The following is a 16,715-nucleotide window of genomic DNA, read 5'->3' as shown; positions in this document are numbered from 1 at the left end:
GCAAGCATTCGCGCATATGGCCGCCGCAGCCGTCCACGGCGATTGACGCCCGCCGCGACCCCGGCCTAGGCTGGCCGGACCCAGGACAGGAGCCCGCCTTGCCCGATCCGCGCCTGCGCCAGCTCGAGGATCTGATCGCCCGCGTCGCGCTGGGCGACAGGGCGGCTTTCGACAGCCTGTATGAGGCGACTTCGGCCAAGCTGCACGCGGTCTGCCTGGCGGTGCTGAAGGATCGCCCCGAGGCCGAGGATACCCTGCAAGAGGTTTACATCCGGGTCTGGCAGGGCGCGTCGCGCTATGCCGCGAATGGTCTTTCGCCGATGACCTGGCTGATTACCATTGCCCGCAACCGTGCCATCGACCGGCTGCGGGCGCGACGCGGTCAGCCGGCGCATGCCCCGGCCGAGGCGGCGGCCGATCTGCCCGCGTCCCAGCCCTCGCCCGAAATGGCGGCCATCCGTGCCCAGGAACGGCGCCTGCTGGGCGATTGCCTGTCGCGGCTCGAATCCGCTCAGGCGGGGGCGGTGCGCGCCGTCTATCTGGAAGGCATGAGCTATGCCGATCTGGCCGCGCGCGAGGGCATGGCGCTCAATACCCTGCGCAGCTGGCTCAGGCGCAGCCTGCTGCGGCTGAAGGATTGTGTCAGCCAATGAGCCAGGAAACCGAACCCCTTGATCCCGATGACCTGGACGAGGTTCTGGCCGCGGAGCTGGCGCTGGGCCTTTTGCAGGGTGACGAGGCGCAATTGATCCTGGCGCGGCTGGCGGACCCGGACTTTCAGGCGCGGGTGCAGGCCTGGCAGGAAAGGCTGGCCAGCCTGACCGAGGATCTGACCCCTGTCCTGCCGCCCGCGCGCACCCGCCAGCGCATCCGCGAGGCGCTGGGCCATGCGCAGCCGCTGTTCAGCCAGCCCATCGAGACCCGCCCGCGCTGGTGGCAGCGGCCCTGGGCGCTGTTCGGGGGGGCAGTGGCGGTGCTGGCGCTGGCGCTGGTCTGGCTGATGCCGATGCTGCCCGAACGCACGACGCCCGCGCCCGGCTGGCGGGCCGAACTGGCCGCTGCCGACCAGGGGTTGCGGGTGGCGGCCCAGGTCAGCGGCCGCGAATTCCGGCTGCAATTGCAAAGCGGCCCGGCTGCCGAGGGGCGCGATTGGGAAATCTGGTGGATCAAGCCCGACGGCTCGGCGCCCATCTCGCTGGGGGTGGTGCCGCGGCAGGGAGAGTTGCGCGCAGAGCTGCCCGCGGGGCTGGATCCCGGGGCGGGCGTGCAGATCGCGCTGTCGGACGAACCGGCGGGCGGCTCGCCCACCGGGCAGGCCACAGGGCCGGTGGTGGCGATCGCGCCGCTCACGGCTTCGTGATGGGATGTGTCGCAACTTTGCCCGCGCGTTTGCGTGTCTAGGGGCATCGGGCGCGACAAGGCGCCCGCCCATCAACGGAGGAAACTGCGATGACCATCCGCTTTGGCAAGACCGTTGCCCTGACCCTTGCTGCCGGCCTGGCGGCTTCGGCCGCGCTGGCCGCCAATACCATGGTTGGCGGCGCCGAAATGATGCCGGACAAGACCATCGTCGAAAACGCCTCGATGTCGGCTGACCACAGCACGCTGGTCGCGGCCGTTACGGCTGCGGGTCTGGCCGAAACCTTGTCGGGCCCCGGCCCCTTCACCGTCTTTGCCCCCACCAATGCGGCCTTTGAAAAGCTGCCGAAGGGCACCGTCGAGGATCTGCTGAAGCCCGAGAACAAGGACAAGCTGACCCAGATCCTGACCTGTCACGTGGTGGGCGCCGAGGCGATGTCCCCCGCGATCGGCAAGATGATCAAGGATGACGGCGGCAGCCATGCCGTCAAGACCTTGGGCGGCTGCACCCTGACCGCCAGCATCAATGCCGAAAACAACGCCCTTCAGCTGACGGATGAAAACGGCAATGTTGCCACGGTCACCATTCCGGATGTCGACCAGTCGAACGGCGTCATCCATGTGATCGACACCGTGCTGCTGCCGAAGATGTAAGCCCCCTCTCGCCTCTTCGGCGGCAGGCCCGCGGGTCCACCCCCCGCGGGCCGCTTCGCATGTCGAACCCGCTTGCCCTTGGCGCGTTACATGCGCAGAACTTGCCGACGGGCGCCAGCGGAGCGCCCGTGGGATGCGACCTCGGGACAGGACGGGATATCGGGCATGAGCGGATTGCTGGCGCTGCTGGACGACGTGGCGGGAATTGCCAAGATTGCCGCCGCATCGGTCGACGATGTGGCAGGTCAGGCCGTCAAGGCCGGTGCCAAGGCGGCAGGCGCGGTGATCGACGATGCCGCGGTGACCCCGAAATACATGCACGGTTTTTCCGCCGCCCGCGAGGTGCCGATCGTGCTGAAGATCGCGCGTGGCTCGCTGTTCAACAAGCTGGTGATCCTGTTGCCGCTGGCGCTGCTGTTGTCGGCATTCGCCCCCTGGCTGATCACGCCATTGCTGATGCTGGGCGGATCCTATCTGTGCTACGAGGGCGCGGAAAAGGTCTGGCACGCGCTGGCCCACGACCATGGCAACGAGGCGCATCTGCGCCCGACCGCGGACGGCGGCGCCGGACTTGAGGAAGAGCGCGTGCGCGGCGCCATCAAGACCGATTTCATCCTGTCGGCCGAGATCATGACCATCGCGCTGGCCGCCATTCCCAGCAGCGACACGCTGTGGATGAAGGCGGTGATCCTGTTCGTGGTCGCGGTGGGGATCACCGTGGCGGTCTATGGTTTTGTCGCGCTGATCGTGAAGGCGGACGATTTCGGGCTGCATCTGGCCCGGCGTGGCGGCGCGCTGGCCGGGCTGGGGCGCGGTATCGTGCGGGTGATGCCCGGCTTCATGCGGGTGCTGACCGTCGTCGGCACCGCGGCGATGATCTGGGTGGGCGGCCAGATCGTCATTCACGGCCTGCACGAACTGGGCCAGCACCAACCCTATGAGTGGATCCACCACCGCGCCGAGGCCGCCGCCCATGCCGTGCCGGCCGCCCCGGGCGTCGCCGCCTGGGTCACCACCGCCTTCTTCGACGGTATCCTGGGCCTGATCTTGGGCATGGTGCTGATCCCGGTCGCGCATTATCTGCTCAACCCGCTGATAGGCATGGGCAAGCGCGCTTTCGGCGGCGGCTGAGACTGCTGGCGCCCCCCTCTGGCTTGTTCCCGGTCGCCTTGGCAGACTAAGTTGTCGCCGTTCCAACGACCGAGGTTCCCGATGCCCCTAGATCCCACTGCCGCAGAAGCCCTGAGCAATCTGCTGGGCGCGCGTTTTTCCACCCGGGGGGGCGATCGCGACCTGCATGCCCAGTCCGAGGCCTATCATCGCGCGCCGCCGCCCGATGCGGTGGCATGGCCGGAAACCACCGCCGAGGTTGCAGCCATCATGGCGATCTGCAATGCCCATCGCGTGCCGGTGCTGGGATGGGGGGCGGGCACATCGCTGGAAGGGCAGGCGCTGGCCTATCACGGCGGGCTGGTGCTGGACATGGCGCGCATGGATCGGGTGCTGGAGATCCGGGCCGAGGATCTGCAGGCAAGCGTTCAGCCCGGCGTCACGCGCGAGGCGTTGAACCAGGAATTGCGGGCCACGGGGCTGTTCTTCCCCGTGGATCCGGGCGCTAATGCCAGCCTGGGGGGAATGGCCTCGACCCGCGCCAGCGGCACCACGGCGGTGCGCTATGGCACCATGCGCGACAATATCCTGGCGCTCGAGGTGGTGCTGGCCGACGGTCGGGTGATCCGCACCGGAACCCGGGCGGCGAAATCCAGTGCCGGTTATGACCTGACCGGTCTGTTCGTGGGGGCCGAGGGCACGCTGGGGATCATCACCGAACTGACCCTGCGGCTGCACGGCCAGCCCGAAGAGGTGGCCGCTGCGGTCTGCGGCTTCGACACGCTGGAGCAGGCGGTGGAATGCGTGACCGCCACCATCCAGTCTGCCATTCCCATGGCCCGGATCGAATTCATCGACGCGGATGTCGTGCGCGCCTTCAACCGCGCTTCGGGGACGGCGATGCCCGAGGCGCCGCATCTGATGGTCGAGTTCCACGGCACGCCTGCCTCGGTCCAGGCCGATGCCCAGGCCTTTGGCGCGCTGGCCGAGGATTTCGGCGGCACCGGTTTCGACTGGGCGACCACGCCGCAGGATCGGGCGGCGCTGTGGAAAATGCGCCACGGTGCCTATCGGTCCTGCCTGGCGCTGCGGCCGGGGGCGACGGCGGTTGTCACCGATGTCTGCGTGCCGATGTCGCACCTGCCGCAGGCGGTCGCCGATGCGGCCCGCGACATCCGCGACGAAGGCCTGCTGGGGCCGATGATCGGCCATGTCGGCGACGGCAATTTCCATGCCCAGCTGCTGGTGATGCCGGGCAACGCCGAAGAACTGGCCGCGGCCAAGCGCGTCGCCACCCGCATGGCCGAACGTGCCCTGGCCGTCGGCGGCACCATCACCGGCGAACATGGCATCGGCGTGGGCAAGCGGCCGCTGATGGCTGCACAGCACGGCGAGGCGCTGGATGTGATGGCCGCGATCAAGCGCGCCCTCGACCCGGGAAACATCCTGAACCCCGGGAAGCTGATCCCCGACGAAGCCCTGCAATCCTAGGGCTGCGAAATCCTGTTGAACGCGGGCTGACCCTTGTGCCAAGGGCGGAACATGAGCATGCATTCGACACAGGTCTTGCGAAGGTTGGCGCTATGGGCCGGCCTGCTGCCGTTCGCGCTGCTGTCGATGCTGTCCGATGGCGTGATGCCGGTGCGGATCGGTCAGACCGTCACGCTGGTGATCTGCTCCGATCACGGGATCATCCGCCAGACGGTCGATGCCCGGACCCTGGAGCCGGTCAAGCCCGAACCCGCTGGTGCGCGGCCCGATGACTGCCCCTGGGCCGTGGCGCATATCCCCGCCATGCTGGCGGGGCTTGGGCGGTTGCCCTTCGTCACGGTGCGGCTGCGCATGCGGGTCCGTGCGGTCATGCGGCGCAGGCAGGCGGACAAGGCGCCCCACGCCCTGTTCCTTGCCCGTGCACCCCCTGCGGGACACGACGTTCGCTGATCGCAACATCACTCGCAGGAAAATGAAACATGACAGTCAGTTCGACGGGGCTTGCCGCCCCGCAGGCGGCGCGTGGCGTCCGCAAATACCACTTCCTTGTCTGGCGCTGGCACTTCTACGCCGGCCTTTATGTGATACCCTTTCTGATCATGCTGGCCGTGACCGGGTTGGTCATGCTGTGGATCTCCTGGGTGGCCGGGACAGGGTCCGAACGCATGGCGGTGGTGCCGGCAGGAACACCGCTGCCGGTCAGCCGTTTGCAGGTCGCCGCCGAGGTCGCGGTTCCAGGCGGACAGGCGGTGCAGTATCTGGCACCGCTGGCCGCCGACCGGGTGGCCGCTTTCGTGGTCGATGGGCCGCAGGGGCGCGTGGGCGTGGCCCTGAACCCATATACGGCCGAGGTGCTGCACAGTTTTCCCTGGCGCGCGGGATGGTATGACCTGGCCTCGGAGATCCATGGCAGCTTGCTGATCGGCACGTTTGGCGACCGCTTGATCGAAATCGCCGCAAGCCTTGGCATCCTGCTGATCGCGAGCGGGCTTTATCTGCATTGGCCACGGCAAGCCGGCGACTGGCGCAACGCCCTGATGCCGCGCCTTTCCGCGCGCGGTCGCAGTTTCTGGAAGTCATTGCATGGGGTAACGGGATTCTGGATTTCGGCATTGCTGCTGCTATTCCTGCTGTCGGGGCTGAGCTGGGCAGGCATCTGGGGCGGAAAGTTCGTTCAGGCCTGGTCCAGCTTTCCGGCGCAGAAATGGGATGACGTGCCGGTTTCCGCCTCACAGACCCATGCGGCGATGAATCACGGTGCCGCCCATGAAGTGCCCTGGGCTCTGGAGCAGACGCCGCTGCCGGTTTCCGGCTCGCTTGCGGGGCAGCCGGCGATCACGGGCAAGGTCGATATCGACAAGGTCGCCGAGCTTGCCGCCGGGCTAGGATTTCAGGGCCGTTATCAGATCAACCTGCCCAAGGACGACAGCGGAGTCTGGACCATCAGCCACGACAGCATGTCGAACGATGGCCCGGATCCGGGCGCCGATCGCACGCTGCATATCGATCGCCATAGCGGGCGCGTTCTCGCAGACATCCGCTATGACGATTATTCCACTTATGCCAAGGCGATGGCTTGGGGCATCGCCTTTCACGAAGGCGATCTGGGCCTGTGGAACCTGGTGTTGAACAGCCTGTTCTGCATTTCGGTTATCGTGGTTTCCGTTTCGGGTGTGGTGATGTGGTGGCGACGGCGACCGCAGGCGGTCGGTCGGCTTGCAGCACCGCCGCGCGCAGCGGATGCTGCGACCCCGAAGGGGTTGACGGCGCTCCTGCTGCTGCTGGGCCTGGCGTTTCCGCTGGGCGGGGCCGCGATCCTGGCGGCAATGCTGCTTGACCGCCTGCTGCTGCGGCAGTTCCCCGCCTTGCGGCAGGCACTGTCCTGATCCTGAACGCCGCGTTGCGCGGGGCAAAGCGACTCGCGAAACCCCTGTCTTGCAGGGGTTTCGCCGCTGCTCTGTCCAAGGCCACGACGCGGCGACAGGCTGACATATTCGTGATAGTCACGCCGGCGTGACTTTGCCGCGCCGGGCTGCGATAAGAACGGAAGGCGTCGGCAAGGACGCGCGGGCAGAGGGCAGAGATGAAGATTCTGGGCAGGATTGTTGCAATCGGGGCGCTGCTGGCGCTGGTGGCCTGCGGTGGCGGACCCAGCCAGCAGCGCGTGGTGATGGCGGGGCAGGGCCTGGGACCGAAATTCGGCGATTCGGCACCGCACCCATGGGTCGGCGGGCATCCCTATGACCACCCTGTTCATGGGATCGACATTTCCCGCTATCAGGGCAATATCGACTGGGCGCGGGTGCGCGCCTCGGGGGTCAGCTTTGCCTTCATCAAGGCGACCGAGGGCGGCGACTGGGCGGATCCCAACTTCCGCCGTTACTGGTATGAGGCCGCCCAGGCCCGCATTCCTCGTGGGGCCTATCACTATTTCTATTTCTGCCGCACCGGGCAGGAGCAGGCCGCCTGGTTCATCGCCAACGTTCCGCGCGAGCGCGGCGCCATGCCGCCGGTCATCGATCTGGAATGGACACCGTCGAAAACCTGTCCCCGGCGGCCGCCCTCGCACGAGATCCTGCGCGAGGCCAAGATATTCAAGGACATCCTGCATCAATACTACGGTCAGCGGCCGATCATCTACACCACCGTCGACTTCTATCGCGACAACAACCTGGCCTCATGGCCCGAGGAATTCTGGCTGCGTTCAGTCGCCGGGCATCCGCGCATCGTCTATCCGGGCCAGCGCTACAGTTTCTGGCAATATACCGGCACCGGCATCGTCCCCGGCATCAGCGGGAATGTCGATCTGAACGTGTTCGCCGGATCGACGGCCGAGTGGCGGCGCTGGCTGGCGCGGAGGCTGCAATAGGCGTGCTGCGGCTGCGGCTGGAATTCGCGGCGCTGTATCTGGGCGCGCCGCTGGCCATGGCGCTGTTCCTGCCGCCGCGAATGCTGTTTCAGGCGCTGGCGCTGTTCAGCCTGGCGGGGCTGGGGCTGCTGTGGGCAACGGGCGGTTTCGACTGGCGGGGGTTGCTGCGGGGATGGCGTCGCATCCCATGGGGCGAGGCAGGCGTGCTGGTGATGGTGACGCTGGTCTCGGGGCTGGCGATCCTGTGGTGGACGCGGCCCGAGGCGATCTTTCAGATCCCGCGCCACCGCCCGCAATTCTTGCTGCTGATCTGGAGCCTCTATCCGCTGCTGTCGGCATTGCCGCAGGAGCTGATCTTTCGGCCGCTGTTCTTTCACCGTTACGGCCCCATCCTGCCGCGCGGGCAGGGGGCGCTGCTGCTGAATGCGGCGGTTTTCGCCTTTGCCCATCTGATGTATTGGTCCTGGGTGGTGGCGGCCTTTACCTTTGTCGGTGGCTGGGTCTTTGCCCGCGCCTATGTCACGCGCGGCTTTCCCGCCGCCTGGGCGCTGCACGCCATCGCCGGCAACACGCTGTTTGCGGTGGGCATGGGCGTCTATTTCTACAGCGGCAACGTGGTGCGCCCGTTCTGATCGCTTGACTTCCCCCCACGCACGCGCTTCATGCGTGGCCTGATACGCAAGGGGAATGATGATGAGCGCCTATCGCAGCCATACCTGCGGCGAGCTGACCGCCGCTGCCGCCGGGTCCGAGGTCCGTCTGTCCGGCTGGGTCCACCGCGTCCGCGACCATGGCGGCGTGCTGTTCATCGACCTGCGGGACCATTACGGCATCACCCAGGTGATCGCCGACGGCGACAGCCCGGCGTTTCCGGCCCTGGAGCGGTTGCGGGCCGAAACCGTCATCCGCATCGACGGCAAGGTCAAGCTGCGCGATCCCAGCCTGGTCAATCCCAAGCTGCCCACCGGCGAGATCGAGGTCTATGCGACAGATACCGAGGTGCTGGGCCCGTCCGACGACCTGCCGCTGCCGGTGTTCGGCGATCAGGACTACCCCGAGGAAACGCGCCTGACCTATCGCTTCCTCGACCTGCGGCGCGAGTCGCTGCACAACAACATCATGCTGCGGTCGCGGGTGATCCGCTCGATCCGCAACCGCATGTGGGATGCGGGCTTTACCGAATTCCAGACGCCGATCATCACCGCCTCCAGCCCCGAAGGCGCGCGCGACTTCCTGGTGCCCTCGCGCCTGCATCCGGGCAAGTTCTATGCCCTGCCGCAGGCACCGCAGCAGTTCAAGCAGCTGATCATGGTCGCGGGCTTCGACAAGTATTTCCAGATCGCCCCCTGCTTCCGCGACGAGGATCCGCGCGCCGACCGCTCGCCCACCGATTTCTACCAGCTCGACCTCGAGATGTCCTTTGTCGAGCAGGAGGATGTCTTTGCCACCGTGCAGCCGGTGATCCAGGGCCTGTTCGAGGAATTCGGCGGCGGCCGTCCGGTCGATGCCGACTGGCCGCGGATTCCCTATGCCGAGGCGATGCTGAAATACGGCAGCGACAAGCCCGACCTGCGCAACCCGATCGAGATGCAGGACGTCAGCGAACATTTCCGCGGCTCGGGTTTTGCAATCTTTGCCAAGCTGCTGGAACAGGATGGCAACCAGGTCCGCGCCATCCCTGCGCCCACCGGCGGCAGCCGCAAGTTCGCCGACCGCATGAACGCCTTCGCGCAGGCGCAGGGCCTGCCGGGCATGGGCTATATCTTCTGGCGCAAGGGCGATGACGGCAGCACCGAGGCCGCAGGCCCCATCGCCAAGGCCCTGGGCCATGACAAGACCGAGGCGATCCGCCAGCAGCTGGGCCTGGGCGAGGGCGATGCCGTGTTCTTTCTGGGCGGCAAGCCCGAGACCTTCGAGGCCGTCGCCGGCCGGGCCCGCAACGAGATCGGCCGCGAACTGGGCCTGACCGTCGAGAACCAGTTCAAGTTCGCCTGGATCGTCGATTTCCCGATGTATGAAAAGGGCGAGGACGGCAAGATCGACTTCTCGCACAACCCGTTCTCGATGCCGCAGGGCGGGCTGGAGGCGCTCGAGACGCAGAACCCCTTGGACATCAAGGGGTATCAGTATGACCTGGCCTGCAACGGCTATGAGCTGATTTCGGGCGCCATCCGCAACCATCGCCCCGATGTGATGTTCAAGGCCTTTGAACTGGCCGGCTATGGCAGGGACGAGGTGGAAAAGCGCTTCGGCGGCATGGTCAAGGCCTTCCGCTATGGCGCGCCGCCCCATGGCGGTTGCGCGGCCGGCATCGACCGCATCGTGATGCTGCTGGCCGATGAGGTGAACATCCGCGAGGTCATCATGTTCCCGATGAACCAGCGGGCCGAGGATCTGATGATGGGCGCGCCGAGCGAACCGACGAACGAACAGCTGCGCGACCTGCGGCTGCGGGTGCTGCCGCGCGACTGACCCCCGCGCCCGGCCTGCGCTGAAGCAAGCGTGATCTGACCTTTCCTGCGCCATCGCATAAGCTGGCGCCGACAGGAACATCGCGGCAGGGATGATGGGCATGGGCTTCGGCTTTGCGGAGGTGGCGGCAATTCGGCTGGGCTATGGCCTGTCGCCGCATTGGCCGCCGCCGGCCGATGCCCGCGCGGTGCTGGCCGAACCGGCCCTGTCCGGGCCCGGCACCGATGCGATGACCACCGAACGGGCTACGCAGATGGCCGCGCGGCTGCAACAGGCCCAGCAGCTGCGCGCCCAGGATCTGGAAAGCCCCGATTTCGCCGAGGCGCGCGCCGCGCTGAACGTGCTGCCCGAACAGGATCTGCGCCGCCGGCTGGCGCGGGCGCTGGACGCGCCTTGCGGCTTTGGCGAAAGGCTGGTGCAATTCTGGTGCGATCATTTCACCGTCCGGCCGATGGGGGTGGCGCGCTTTGCCCTGGCGCTGGCCTTTCAGGATGAGGCGATCCGCCCGCATCTGAACGGCCGGTTCGAGGACATGTTCGTCGCCGCCGAAACCCATCCGATGATGCTGGTCTATCTGGACCAGATCACCAGTCGCGGGCCCAATTCCCCGTTTGCCCGCCGCCGTCCGGGGCTGGGGCTGAACGAGAACCTGGCCCGCGAGGCGCTGGAGTTGCATTCGCTGGGCGTGGGCGCCGCCTACAGCCAGGCGGATGTGCGGCAACTGGCGGAACTGCTGACCGGGCTCAGCTATGACCTGCGCGAGGGCTTCGTGTTTCGGCCGCAATGGGCCGAGCCGGGTGCCGAAACCGTGCTGGGGCGCAGCTATGGCGGCGGCCGCCCCAACCTGGCCGATATCCATTCCGCCCTGCGCGATATTGCCCGACGGCCGGAAACGGCCCGGCACCTGTCGCGCAAGCTGGCGGTGCATTTCGTCGCCGATGACCCGCCCGAGGATCTGGTGCAGGCGCTGACGGCGGCGTGGCAGGACAGCGGCGGCGCGTTGCCCGTGGTCCATGAGGTGCTGGTGACGCATCCGGCGCTGCCCGCGACCCTGCGGCACAAGGTGCGCCAGCCGCTCGATCTGTTGGCGGCGGGGTTGCGGGCGCTGGGCGTTACCGGGGCGCAGGTTTCGGCGCTGGATCAGGGGCTGCTGCGCCGGGCGCTGATGCAGCCCCTGGCTGCGATGGGCCAACCCTGGGGCCAGCCCAAGGGGCCCGACGGCTGGCCCGAACGCGCGCAATCCTGGATCGCGCCGCAGATGCTGGCGGCACGGATCAACTGGGCCTTGCGGGTGCCGCGACTGCTGCTGGACGAATTGCCCGACCCGCGGGCGCTGGTGGCAACCGCGCTGGGTGGCACGCAATCGGCGGAACTGTCCTGGGCGGTGCCACGCGCCGAAAGCGCTGCCGAAGGGGTGGCCCTGGTGCTGGCCTCGGCCGATTTCAATCGACGATAAGGGGGCAGGGATCATGGACAGACGCCAGTTTCTGCGCGGGGCGGCCGTTCTGGGCTGTTCGGCGGCGGCGCATCCGCTGCTGAACACGATGACCTTCGCGGCGCTGCCATCGGACAACCGGCTGGTGGTCATCATCCTGCGCGGGGCGATGGATGGGCTGGACGTGTTCCAGCCCTATGGCGACCCGATGCTGCGGCAATTGCGCCGCCAGCTATCCGGCGGTCCGCAGCAGGGCGCCACGGATCTGGACGGATTTTACGCGCTGCATCCGCGCCTGGCCCCCTTGCTGCCCCTGTGGCGGGCGGGCGAGCTTGGCTTTGCGCAGGCGGTTTCGACCCCCTACCGCGACAAACGCAGCCATTTCGACGGTCAGGATATGCTCGAGGCCGGGACCGGCAACGATGTGCCGATCGACCGGCGTGTGGGCGGGTGGCTCAACCGCATGTTGCAGGTGTTGCCCGGCGCCACCGCCGAAACCGCCTATTCCGTGGGTGTCGAACAGATGACCATTCTGGCCGGCCGTGCGGCGCATCTCAGCTGGGCGCCACGCGCCGCGCTCAGCCTGTCGCCGCAGGCGCAGCGGTTGCTCGACCACGTCTATCATGCCGATCCGCTGTTTCGCGATGCCGCGCGCGAGGCGGTCGAGATCGGGGCCGAGACGCCCGGCATGGGACGGATGACCGGCCCCACCGGCGATGCCCAGGCCCTGGGCGCATTTGCCGCCAGCCGCCTCAACGGCGCCAGCCGCATCGCCGCCTTTTCGCTGGGTGGCTTTGACAGTCACGCCGCCCAGGCCAATGTGCTGGGTCGGGCGCTGGACCGGCTGTCGGCGGCAATTCTGGCGCTGCATCAGGGGCTGGGTGACAACTGGGGTCGCACGCTGGTGCTGGCGATGACCGAATTCGGCCGCACGGTGCGGGAAAACGGATCGGGCGGGACCGATCACGGCACCGGCGGGGCGCTGCTGATGGCGGGGGGCGCGCTAAGGGGCGGGCGCGCCTTTGGCGACTGGCCTGGCCTGGACGAGGGCCAGCTTTATGCCGGGCGCGACCTGATGCCGACCCGCGACATTCGCGCCTATGCCGGCTGGGCGATGCGCGGTCTGTTCGGGATCGAGGCCAGGGCGATTGAGGACAGCATCTTTCCCGGGCTTGATCTGGGGCCTGATCCGCGCATTCTGGCCTGAACGTCACACCGCGAAGGCCACGATGACAGAACGTCCCCTGGGGCCGGCCGTGCCCGATTTCACCCCGCCGCCCGGGCCCGGTCCGACGAGTATCCCTGGCCGGCATGTCACCCTGGAGCGTCTTAGCCCCGATGCCCATGCCCCCGACCTGTTCGCGGCCAACAGCGGCCATGACTGGCTGTGGGATTACCTGGGCTATGGCCCCTTCGACGACTTGCAGGGCTATCGCGCCTGGCAGGCGGAAATGGCATCGCTGTCCGATCCGTGTTTCTACGCGCTGCGGGCGCAGCACAGCGGCAGGGTCGGCGGGCTGGCAGCCTTCATGCGCATCGATCGCGCAAACGGTGTGATCGAGATCGGCCATATCCAGATCGCGCCCGCGCTGCAACGCAGCCCCGCCGTGACCGAGGCGATTTCGCTGATGCTGGGCTGGGCCTTTGGCGCGGGCTATCGCCGGGTGGAATGGAAATGCGATGCGCTGAACGCGCCTTCGCGCCGGGCGGCGCTGCGCTATGGCTTCAGTTTCGAGGGCGTATTTCGCCAGCACATGATCTACAAGGGGCGCAACCGCGACACCGCATGGTTTGCGATGCTGGACCGCGACTGGCCACGCATGGGTCGTGCGCATCGTGACTGGTTGGAGCCGCAGAACTTCGACGCCACGGGGCAGCAGCGCCGCCGCCTCTCCGAGGTGATCGCGGCGGCGGGCGGTGACCGTGCGTAGGCAACCGCCGGCCCGCGCTCAGGCCCGGGCAAGGCGGTCGTGCACCATGCCGCTGATGCGGACCAGATCGGCGGCCAGCGCCCGACCCGCGCTGTAATCGCGCGCGAGCGCTGCGGCGGCTTCTTCAAGCGGGCGGTCATGCGCAGAACGGGCGACGCCGGCCAGAAAGCGGGCAATGTAATCGATGGCGCCGGTGTCGTCGGCGTTGGCAAGCACATCTGCCACATGCGCCAGATCATCGCGCAGCGCGTCCCGGTCGGCCGCGATCACATCGTCGGGCAAAGGGCGCGGTCCAACCGGCTGACACTCTGCCGGCATCGCTGCCAGGATCGCCTGCTGAAATACTGCCAGGCTTTCGATCGGCTTGGCCAGAAAACCGTCGGCCCCTGCGGCCAGCGCCGCGTCGCGATTGCCCGGATCGCCCGAAATTCCCAGGATCGCGGGCACCCGCGGGCGTGCCTGGGCCAATGTCGCGATCACCCCCGCGCCATCGCCATCGGGCAGCCCCATGTCGACCAGCACCGCGCCGGGACGATAGGCCTGCAGATGGCGCAGCGCGGCGCGCACGCTGTCGGCGCGGCGGATGCGGGCACCCGAACGCAGGCACAGCAGGCGCACGGCCTCGGACGCGATGCGCGAATCCTCGACCACCAGGATTGTCAGGCCGGTCAACGGCCGCTGGGGCAGGGTCACCCGCCAGCCGGGCAGGGCGCCAGTTTCGATAGGGTGCTGTTCCGTCATCGTTAAAATCCTGACCTGAGAATCACATCCGGTAACCCAAGCCTGCCCCGAAGCAGCTAAGAACTGGTTAACGCCGCCGGGTTTTCCTTCCCCTCGCCCGCGCAACGCCCTAGAACATCGCAGAGAACAGGAGGACGCCATGATCGGACGCTTGAACCATGTCGCCATCGCCGTGCCAGACCTGGATGCGGCTGCGGCGCAATACGCCAACACGCTGGGCGCGCGCGTCGGTGCGCCGCAGGACGAGCCGGATCACGGTGTGACCGTGGTGTTCATCGAACTGCCCAACACCAAGGTCGAACTTCTTTATCCGCTGGGTGAAAACAGCCCTATCCAGGGCTTTCTGGACAAGAACCCTGCCGGCGGCATCCATCACATGTGTTTCGAGGTCGAGGATATCCTGGCCGCGCGCGACCGGCTCAAGGCCGAAGGCGCCCGTGTCCTGGGGAACGGCGAACCCAAGATCGGCGCCCATGGCAAGCCCGTGCTGTTCCTGCACCCCAAGGATTTCAACGGCTGCCTGATCGAACTGGAGCAGGTCTGATGAGCCTGACCGGGGGAATCGTGCTGTATTCGGTGCTGTGGTTTCTGGTGCTGTTCGTGCTGCTGCCGATCGGCCAGAAAAGCCAGGCCGATGTGGGGCAGGTCACACCAGGCACACCGGCAGGCGCCCCGCACGAGCCGCAATTGCGCCGCAAGATGCTGTGGGCGACCTTGATTTCCGCGCTGCTGTGGGCCGGAATCGCCTATATCATCCTGGCGGATGTCATTACACGCGCCGATCTCGAGGCGTGGACGCGCTGAGATGGTAAAGGTGGGTAAAGCCCGCCGCCGCCAGCACCGGCACCAGGATATTCAGCACCGGAACCGTCAACAGCAGCGCGATCAGCACCCCAAGGCCGGTGACCTGTGCCGCCATGACCCGGCGCAGCGCATGCGCCTGCGGCGCGTGCAGGTGGCGTCGGGCCGCCATCTGAAAGAATTCGCGCCCCAGAAGCCAGCCGTTGCCGCCATAGAACAGCACCGATGCCAGCGGTCCCAGAAAGGGCGTCAGCATCAGGGTGACGAGCGTCACCGCAATCACCGCCCCCATTACCGCAGCCGATTCGCCCAATCCTTCCCAGAAGGGCAGCGGCAGGCCTTGCCTGGCCGGATAATGGCTGGCTTCGACCGCTTCGGCCACCTGTTCGGCAAACAGTCCCGAGAATCCGGCGGCCACAGGGGCCATCAGCAGGATGCTCATGACCGGAAACAGCAGCAGCGAACTCCAGGACAACAGCGCCGCCACCGGCACTTCGCCCACCCAGGGCAGCATCAGCGCGTCGGGGGCGAAGCTGCGTATGGCCCAGAAGGCTGCGGCTTGCAGCGCCACGAACAGCAGAAGGGTCAAGGCAACGCCCAACAGCACGACGCGAAAGATCCGCGGGCGCAAAAGATCCCCCCAAGCCAGGATCAGCGCGCGCAGGATCATGACAGGAACAGCGTCTTGGCCGCGATGTCGGGACGCGGGCGGTCCGGCGGGGCGCTGTCGCTATGGCCGATGTGGATCAGGCCGGCGACCTGTTCGCTGGCGCCCACACCCAGATGGGCGCGGGCGAAATCGGGCTGCGCCGCCGGGCCGGTCAGCCAGGCCGCGCCATAGCCCGCGGCCAGCGCGGCATTGACCAGCCCCAGACAGACCGCGCCGGTCGACAGGAACTGTTCCGATTGCGGAATCTTGGGGCTGTCCACCGGAGAAAAGACCACCGCCACGATGACGGGTGATGCAAAGGCGCTGCGGGCCTTTTCGACTGCCGCCGCATCGCCGCCGTTCTGCGCGACGTGATCGGCCAGCACCGGTGCCAGCCGGTCCAGCGCGGCACGTTCCAGCACCACGAAACGCCAGGGCTCCAGCTTGCCGTGATCGGGGGCGCGCGCCGCCAAGGTCAACAGATCCAGCAGCTGCGCCCGATCAGGGGCCGGACCGCGCAGCAGCTTGGGCGGGTGCGAACGACGGTTACGCAGAAAGGACAGGGCAGCGTTGTCTGGGGCGGGCATGAAGATATTGTTCTGGATGTTGCAGTCCGTGGCAGATAATCACCGACTGCCGCTGACGCCAAGGCACAGGGTTGATTTTTTCGCCGCCGCCGACCTTGATCGCGCCATGAACGATCTGCAAGACCTCGTGGCCCCGGGCGGGCAATTCCGGGTGCGGGTGACGCCGCGGGCCCGGCGCAATGCCGTGATCTGCGATGACCGCGGTTTGCGGGTCATGGTCACCGCCCCGGCGCATGACGGGCAGGCCAATGATGCGGTGGTCCGTCTGCTGGCCAAGGCTCTGGGCGTGGCGCCTTCGCGTCTGACACTGCTGCGCGGTACCTCTGCGCGGGACAAGCTGTTCCGCCTCGATCAGCCGCGGTCGAGCCGGTAATTCCCTTCCGGCAGGTTCAGCGCCGCCCGCAGCTCTTCGAGCTGTTCGATGGTCATCACGATCTGCGCCAGCTCGCCGGTGTCGGGATCGAACTGCTCGATCACCACCCGGTCGTCGAAGCTTTGGATCACGACATCCTCGTTCAAGGGACGGCTGGCGCCGGCACCCGCGGGCAGTTCGTCGATCAGGGTGATGATCGTGGCGTCAAATTCGTGCTCGATGGTAAACATCACGATCCTTTCG

Annotated in this window: 20 protein-coding genes; 16 read left to right on the top strand and 4 right to left on the bottom strand. The window is 67.2% G+C overall.

The genetic code is table 11. The annotated features are described in order from the left end of the window. Positions 1 to 98: 98 nt before the first annotated feature. The 13 genes from GB880_RS01270 (at position 99) to GB880_RS01210 (ending at position 13,321) form a co-directional block, all read left to right on the top strand. Positions 99 to 653: a sigma-70 family RNA polymerase sigma factor gene (locus tag GB880_RS01270; RefSeq protein ID WP_154493384.1), complete on the top strand. Its 555-nt coding sequence runs from the start codon at positions 99 to 101 to the stop codon at positions 651 to 653. Next, entirely contained in the window at positions 650 to 1,360 is a 711-nt protein-coding gene (locus GB880_RS01265) for an anti-sigma factor (protein WP_154493386.1), read from the top strand. The genes GB880_RS01270 and GB880_RS01265 overlap by 4 nt, the downstream gene beginning before the upstream one ends. Positions 1,361 to 1,449: 89 nt before the next feature. Continuing rightward, complete coding sequence (locus GB880_RS01260) at positions 1,450 to 2,013, top strand: fasciclin domain-containing protein (protein WP_154493388.1); 564 nt, start codon at positions 1,450 to 1,452, stop codon at positions 2,011 to 2,013. 165 nt (positions 2,014 to 2,178) lie between these two features. Beyond that, positions 2,179 to 3,144: a DUF808 domain-containing protein gene (locus GB880_RS01255; protein ID WP_154493390.1), complete on the top strand. Its 966-nt coding sequence runs from the start codon at positions 2,179 to 2,181 to the stop codon at positions 3,142 to 3,144. Between the two features lie 81 nt (positions 3,145 to 3,225). Next, complete coding sequence (locus tag GB880_RS01250) at positions 3,226 to 4,614, top strand: FAD-binding oxidoreductase (protein WP_154493392.1); 1,389 nt, start codon at positions 3,226 to 3,228, stop codon at positions 4,612 to 4,614. Between the two features lie 51 nt (positions 4,615 to 4,665). Next, positions 4,666 to 5,064, top strand: a complete 399-nt coding sequence (locus GB880_RS01245; RefSeq protein ID WP_154493394.1) for a hypothetical protein — start codon at positions 4,666 to 4,668, stop codon at positions 5,062 to 5,064. Between the two features lie 29 nt (positions 5,065 to 5,093). Beyond that, the gene (locus GB880_RS01240; RefSeq protein ID WP_154550579.1) at positions 5,094 to 6,500 is read left to right on the top strand and encodes a PepSY-associated TM helix domain-containing protein; all 1,407 of its coding nucleotides are present in this window, start codon (positions 5,094 to 5,096) and stop codon (positions 6,498 to 6,500) included. Positions 6,501 to 6,697: 197 nt separating this feature from the next. Continuing rightward, positions 6,698 to 7,483: a glycoside hydrolase family 25 protein gene (locus tag GB880_RS01235; protein WP_154493396.1), complete on the top strand. Its 786-nt coding sequence runs from the start codon at positions 6,698 to 6,700 to the stop codon at positions 7,481 to 7,483. Continuing rightward, positions 7,450 to 8,115 carry a CPBP family glutamic-type intramembrane protease gene (locus GB880_RS01230; RefSeq protein WP_263467231.1) on the top strand — a complete coding sequence of 222 codons (666 nt, stop codon included), beginning with the start codon at positions 7,450 to 7,452 and terminating at the stop codon, positions 8,113 to 8,115. The genes GB880_RS01235 and GB880_RS01230 overlap by 34 nt, the downstream gene beginning before the upstream one ends. A 61-nt stretch (positions 8,116 to 8,176) precedes the next feature. Further along, positions 8,177 to 9,955, top strand: a complete 1,779-nt coding sequence (gene aspS / locus GB880_RS01225) for an aspartate--tRNA ligase (protein WP_154493398.1) — start codon at positions 8,177 to 8,179, stop codon at positions 9,953 to 9,955. Between the two features lie 100 nt (positions 9,956 to 10,055). Continuing rightward, positions 10,056 to 11,411, top strand: coding sequence for a DUF1800 domain-containing protein (locus GB880_RS01220; RefSeq protein WP_154493400.1), 1,356 nt, complete (start codon positions 10,056 to 10,058; stop codon positions 11,409 to 11,411). A 13-nt stretch (positions 11,412 to 11,424) separates the two neighbouring features. Continuing rightward, the gene (locus GB880_RS01215; RefSeq protein ID WP_154493402.1) at positions 11,425 to 12,597 is read left to right on the top strand and encodes a DUF1501 domain-containing protein; all 1,173 of its coding nucleotides are present in this window, start codon (positions 11,425 to 11,427) and stop codon (positions 12,595 to 12,597) included. A 22-nt stretch (positions 12,598 to 12,619) separates the two neighbouring features. Continuing rightward, positions 12,620 to 13,321: a GNAT family N-acetyltransferase gene (locus GB880_RS01210; RefSeq protein WP_154493404.1), complete on the top strand. Its 702-nt coding sequence runs from the start codon at positions 12,620 to 12,622 to the stop codon at positions 13,319 to 13,321. An 18-nt stretch (positions 13,322 to 13,339) separates the two neighbouring features. On the opposite strand, the gene GB880_RS01205 is transcribed toward GB880_RS01210, so the two are convergent. After that, positions 13,340 to 14,062 (bottom strand): response regulator, encoded by a 723-nt coding sequence (locus GB880_RS01205; protein ID WP_154493406.1) that lies wholly within the window; start codon positions 14,060 to 14,062, stop codon positions 13,340 to 13,342. A gap of 139 nt (positions 14,063 to 14,201) precedes the next feature. On the opposite strand from GB880_RS01205, the gene mce reads away from it, so the two are divergent. Both mce and GB880_RS01195 read left to right on the top strand, forming a co-directional pair. Further along, complete coding sequence (gene mce / locus GB880_RS01200; RefSeq protein ID WP_154493408.1) at positions 14,202 to 14,606, top strand: methylmalonyl-CoA epimerase; 405 nt, start codon at positions 14,202 to 14,204, stop codon at positions 14,604 to 14,606. Then, a complete protein-coding gene (locus GB880_RS01195; RefSeq protein WP_154493410.1) occupies positions 14,606 to 14,866 on the top strand; it encodes a DUF1467 family protein in 261 nt (86 codons plus the stop codon). Before mce ends, GB880_RS01195 begins: the two co-directional genes overlap by 1 nt. Here the strand turns inward: GB880_RS01195 and GB880_RS01190 are convergent. Together GB880_RS01190 and GB880_RS01185 are read right to left on the bottom strand one after the other, a co-directional pair. Next, a complete protein-coding gene (locus GB880_RS01190; protein WP_154493412.1) occupies positions 14,832 to 15,533 on the bottom strand; it encodes an EI24 domain-containing protein in 702 nt (233 codons plus the stop codon). The two genes, GB880_RS01195 and GB880_RS01190, sit on opposite strands and share 35 nt — an antisense overlap. Next, the gene (locus GB880_RS01185) at positions 15,530 to 16,099 is read right to left on the bottom strand and encodes a nitroreductase family protein (protein ID WP_263467230.1); all 570 of its coding nucleotides are present in this window, start codon (positions 16,097 to 16,099) and stop codon (positions 15,530 to 15,532) included. The genes GB880_RS01190 and GB880_RS01185 overlap by 4 nt, the downstream gene beginning before the upstream one ends. A gap of 106 nt (positions 16,100 to 16,205) precedes the next feature. Here GB880_RS01185 and GB880_RS01180 point away from each other — a divergent pair, with 106 nt between their 5' ends. Continuing rightward, a complete protein-coding gene (locus GB880_RS01180) occupies positions 16,206 to 16,472 on the top strand; it encodes a DUF167 domain-containing protein (protein WP_154493414.1) in 267 nt (88 codons plus the stop codon). On the opposite strand, the gene GB880_RS01175 is transcribed toward GB880_RS01180, so the two are convergent. Further along, entirely contained in the window at positions 16,451 to 16,702 is a 252-nt protein-coding gene (locus GB880_RS01175) for a hypothetical protein (RefSeq protein ID WP_154493416.1), read from the bottom strand. The genes GB880_RS01180 and GB880_RS01175 overlap by 22 nt on opposite strands. Positions 16,703 to 16,715 lie beyond the last annotated feature (13 nt).

Origin of the sequence: Paracoccus sp. SMMA_5_TC (assembly GCF_009696685.2) — a bacterium.
Taxonomy (GTDB): domain Bacteria; phylum Pseudomonadota; class Alphaproteobacteria; order Rhodobacterales; family Rhodobacteraceae; genus Paracoccus.
The sequence above is the reverse complement of the archived record's forward strand: the minus strand, read 5'-3'. Positions and strand labels throughout refer to the sequence as shown.

Coding starts and splice junctions, on each gene's coding strand:
- GB880_RS01240 (WP_154550579.1), top strand. CDS start 5,094: ATGACAGTCAGTTCGACGGGGCTTGCCGCCCCGCAGGCGGCGCGTGGC.
- GB880_RS01260 (WP_154493388.1), top strand. CDS start 1,450: ATGACCATCCGCTTTGGCAAGACCGTTGCCCTGACCCTTGCTGCCGGC.
- GB880_RS01180 (WP_154493414.1), top strand. CDS start 16,206: ATGAACGATCTGCAAGACCTCGTGGCCCCGGGCGGGCAATTCCGGGTG.
- mce (WP_154493408.1), top strand. CDS start 14,202: ATGATCGGACGCTTGAACCATGTCGCCATCGCCGTGCCAGACCTGGAT.
- GB880_RS01210 (WP_154493404.1), top strand. CDS start 12,620: ATGACAGAACGTCCCCTGGGGCCGGCCGTGCCCGATTTCACCCCGCCG.
- GB880_RS01235 (WP_154493396.1), top strand. CDS start 6,698: ATGAAGATTCTGGGCAGGATTGTTGCAATCGGGGCGCTGCTGGCGCTG.
- GB880_RS01195 (WP_154493410.1), top strand. CDS start 14,606: ATGAGCCTGACCGGGGGAATCGTGCTGTATTCGGTGCTGTGGTTTCTG.
- GB880_RS01185 (WP_263467230.1), bottom strand. CDS start 16,099: ATGCCCGCCCCAGACAACGCTGCCCTGTCCTTTCTGCGTAACCGTCGT.
- GB880_RS01250 (WP_154493392.1), top strand. CDS start 3,226: ATGCCCCTAGATCCCACTGCCGCAGAAGCCCTGAGCAATCTGCTGGGC.
- GB880_RS01245 (WP_154493394.1), top strand. CDS start 4,666: ATGAGCATGCATTCGACACAGGTCTTGCGAAGGTTGGCGCTATGGGCC.
- GB880_RS01175 (WP_154493416.1), bottom strand. CDS start 16,702: ATGTTTACCATCGAGCACGAATTTGACGCCACGATCATCACCCTGATC.
- GB880_RS01265 (WP_154493386.1), top strand. CDS start 650: ATGAGCCAGGAAACCGAACCCCTTGATCCCGATGACCTGGACGAGGTT.
- GB880_RS01205 (WP_154493406.1), bottom strand. CDS start 14,062: ATGACGGAACAGCACCCTATCGAAACTGGCGCCCTGCCCGGCTGGCGG.
- GB880_RS01215 (WP_154493402.1), top strand. CDS start 11,425: ATGGACAGACGCCAGTTTCTGCGCGGGGCGGCCGTTCTGGGCTGTTCG.
- GB880_RS01255 (WP_154493390.1), top strand. CDS start 2,179: ATGAGCGGATTGCTGGCGCTGCTGGACGACGTGGCGGGAATTGCCAAG.
- GB880_RS01190 (WP_154493412.1), bottom strand. CDS start 15,533: ATGATCCTGCGCGCGCTGATCCTGGCTTGGGGGGATCTTTTGCGCCCG.
- GB880_RS01220 (WP_154493400.1), top strand. CDS start 10,056: ATGGGCTTCGGCTTTGCGGAGGTGGCGGCAATTCGGCTGGGCTATGGC.
- aspS (WP_154493398.1), top strand. CDS start 8,177: ATGAGCGCCTATCGCAGCCATACCTGCGGCGAGCTGACCGCCGCTGCC.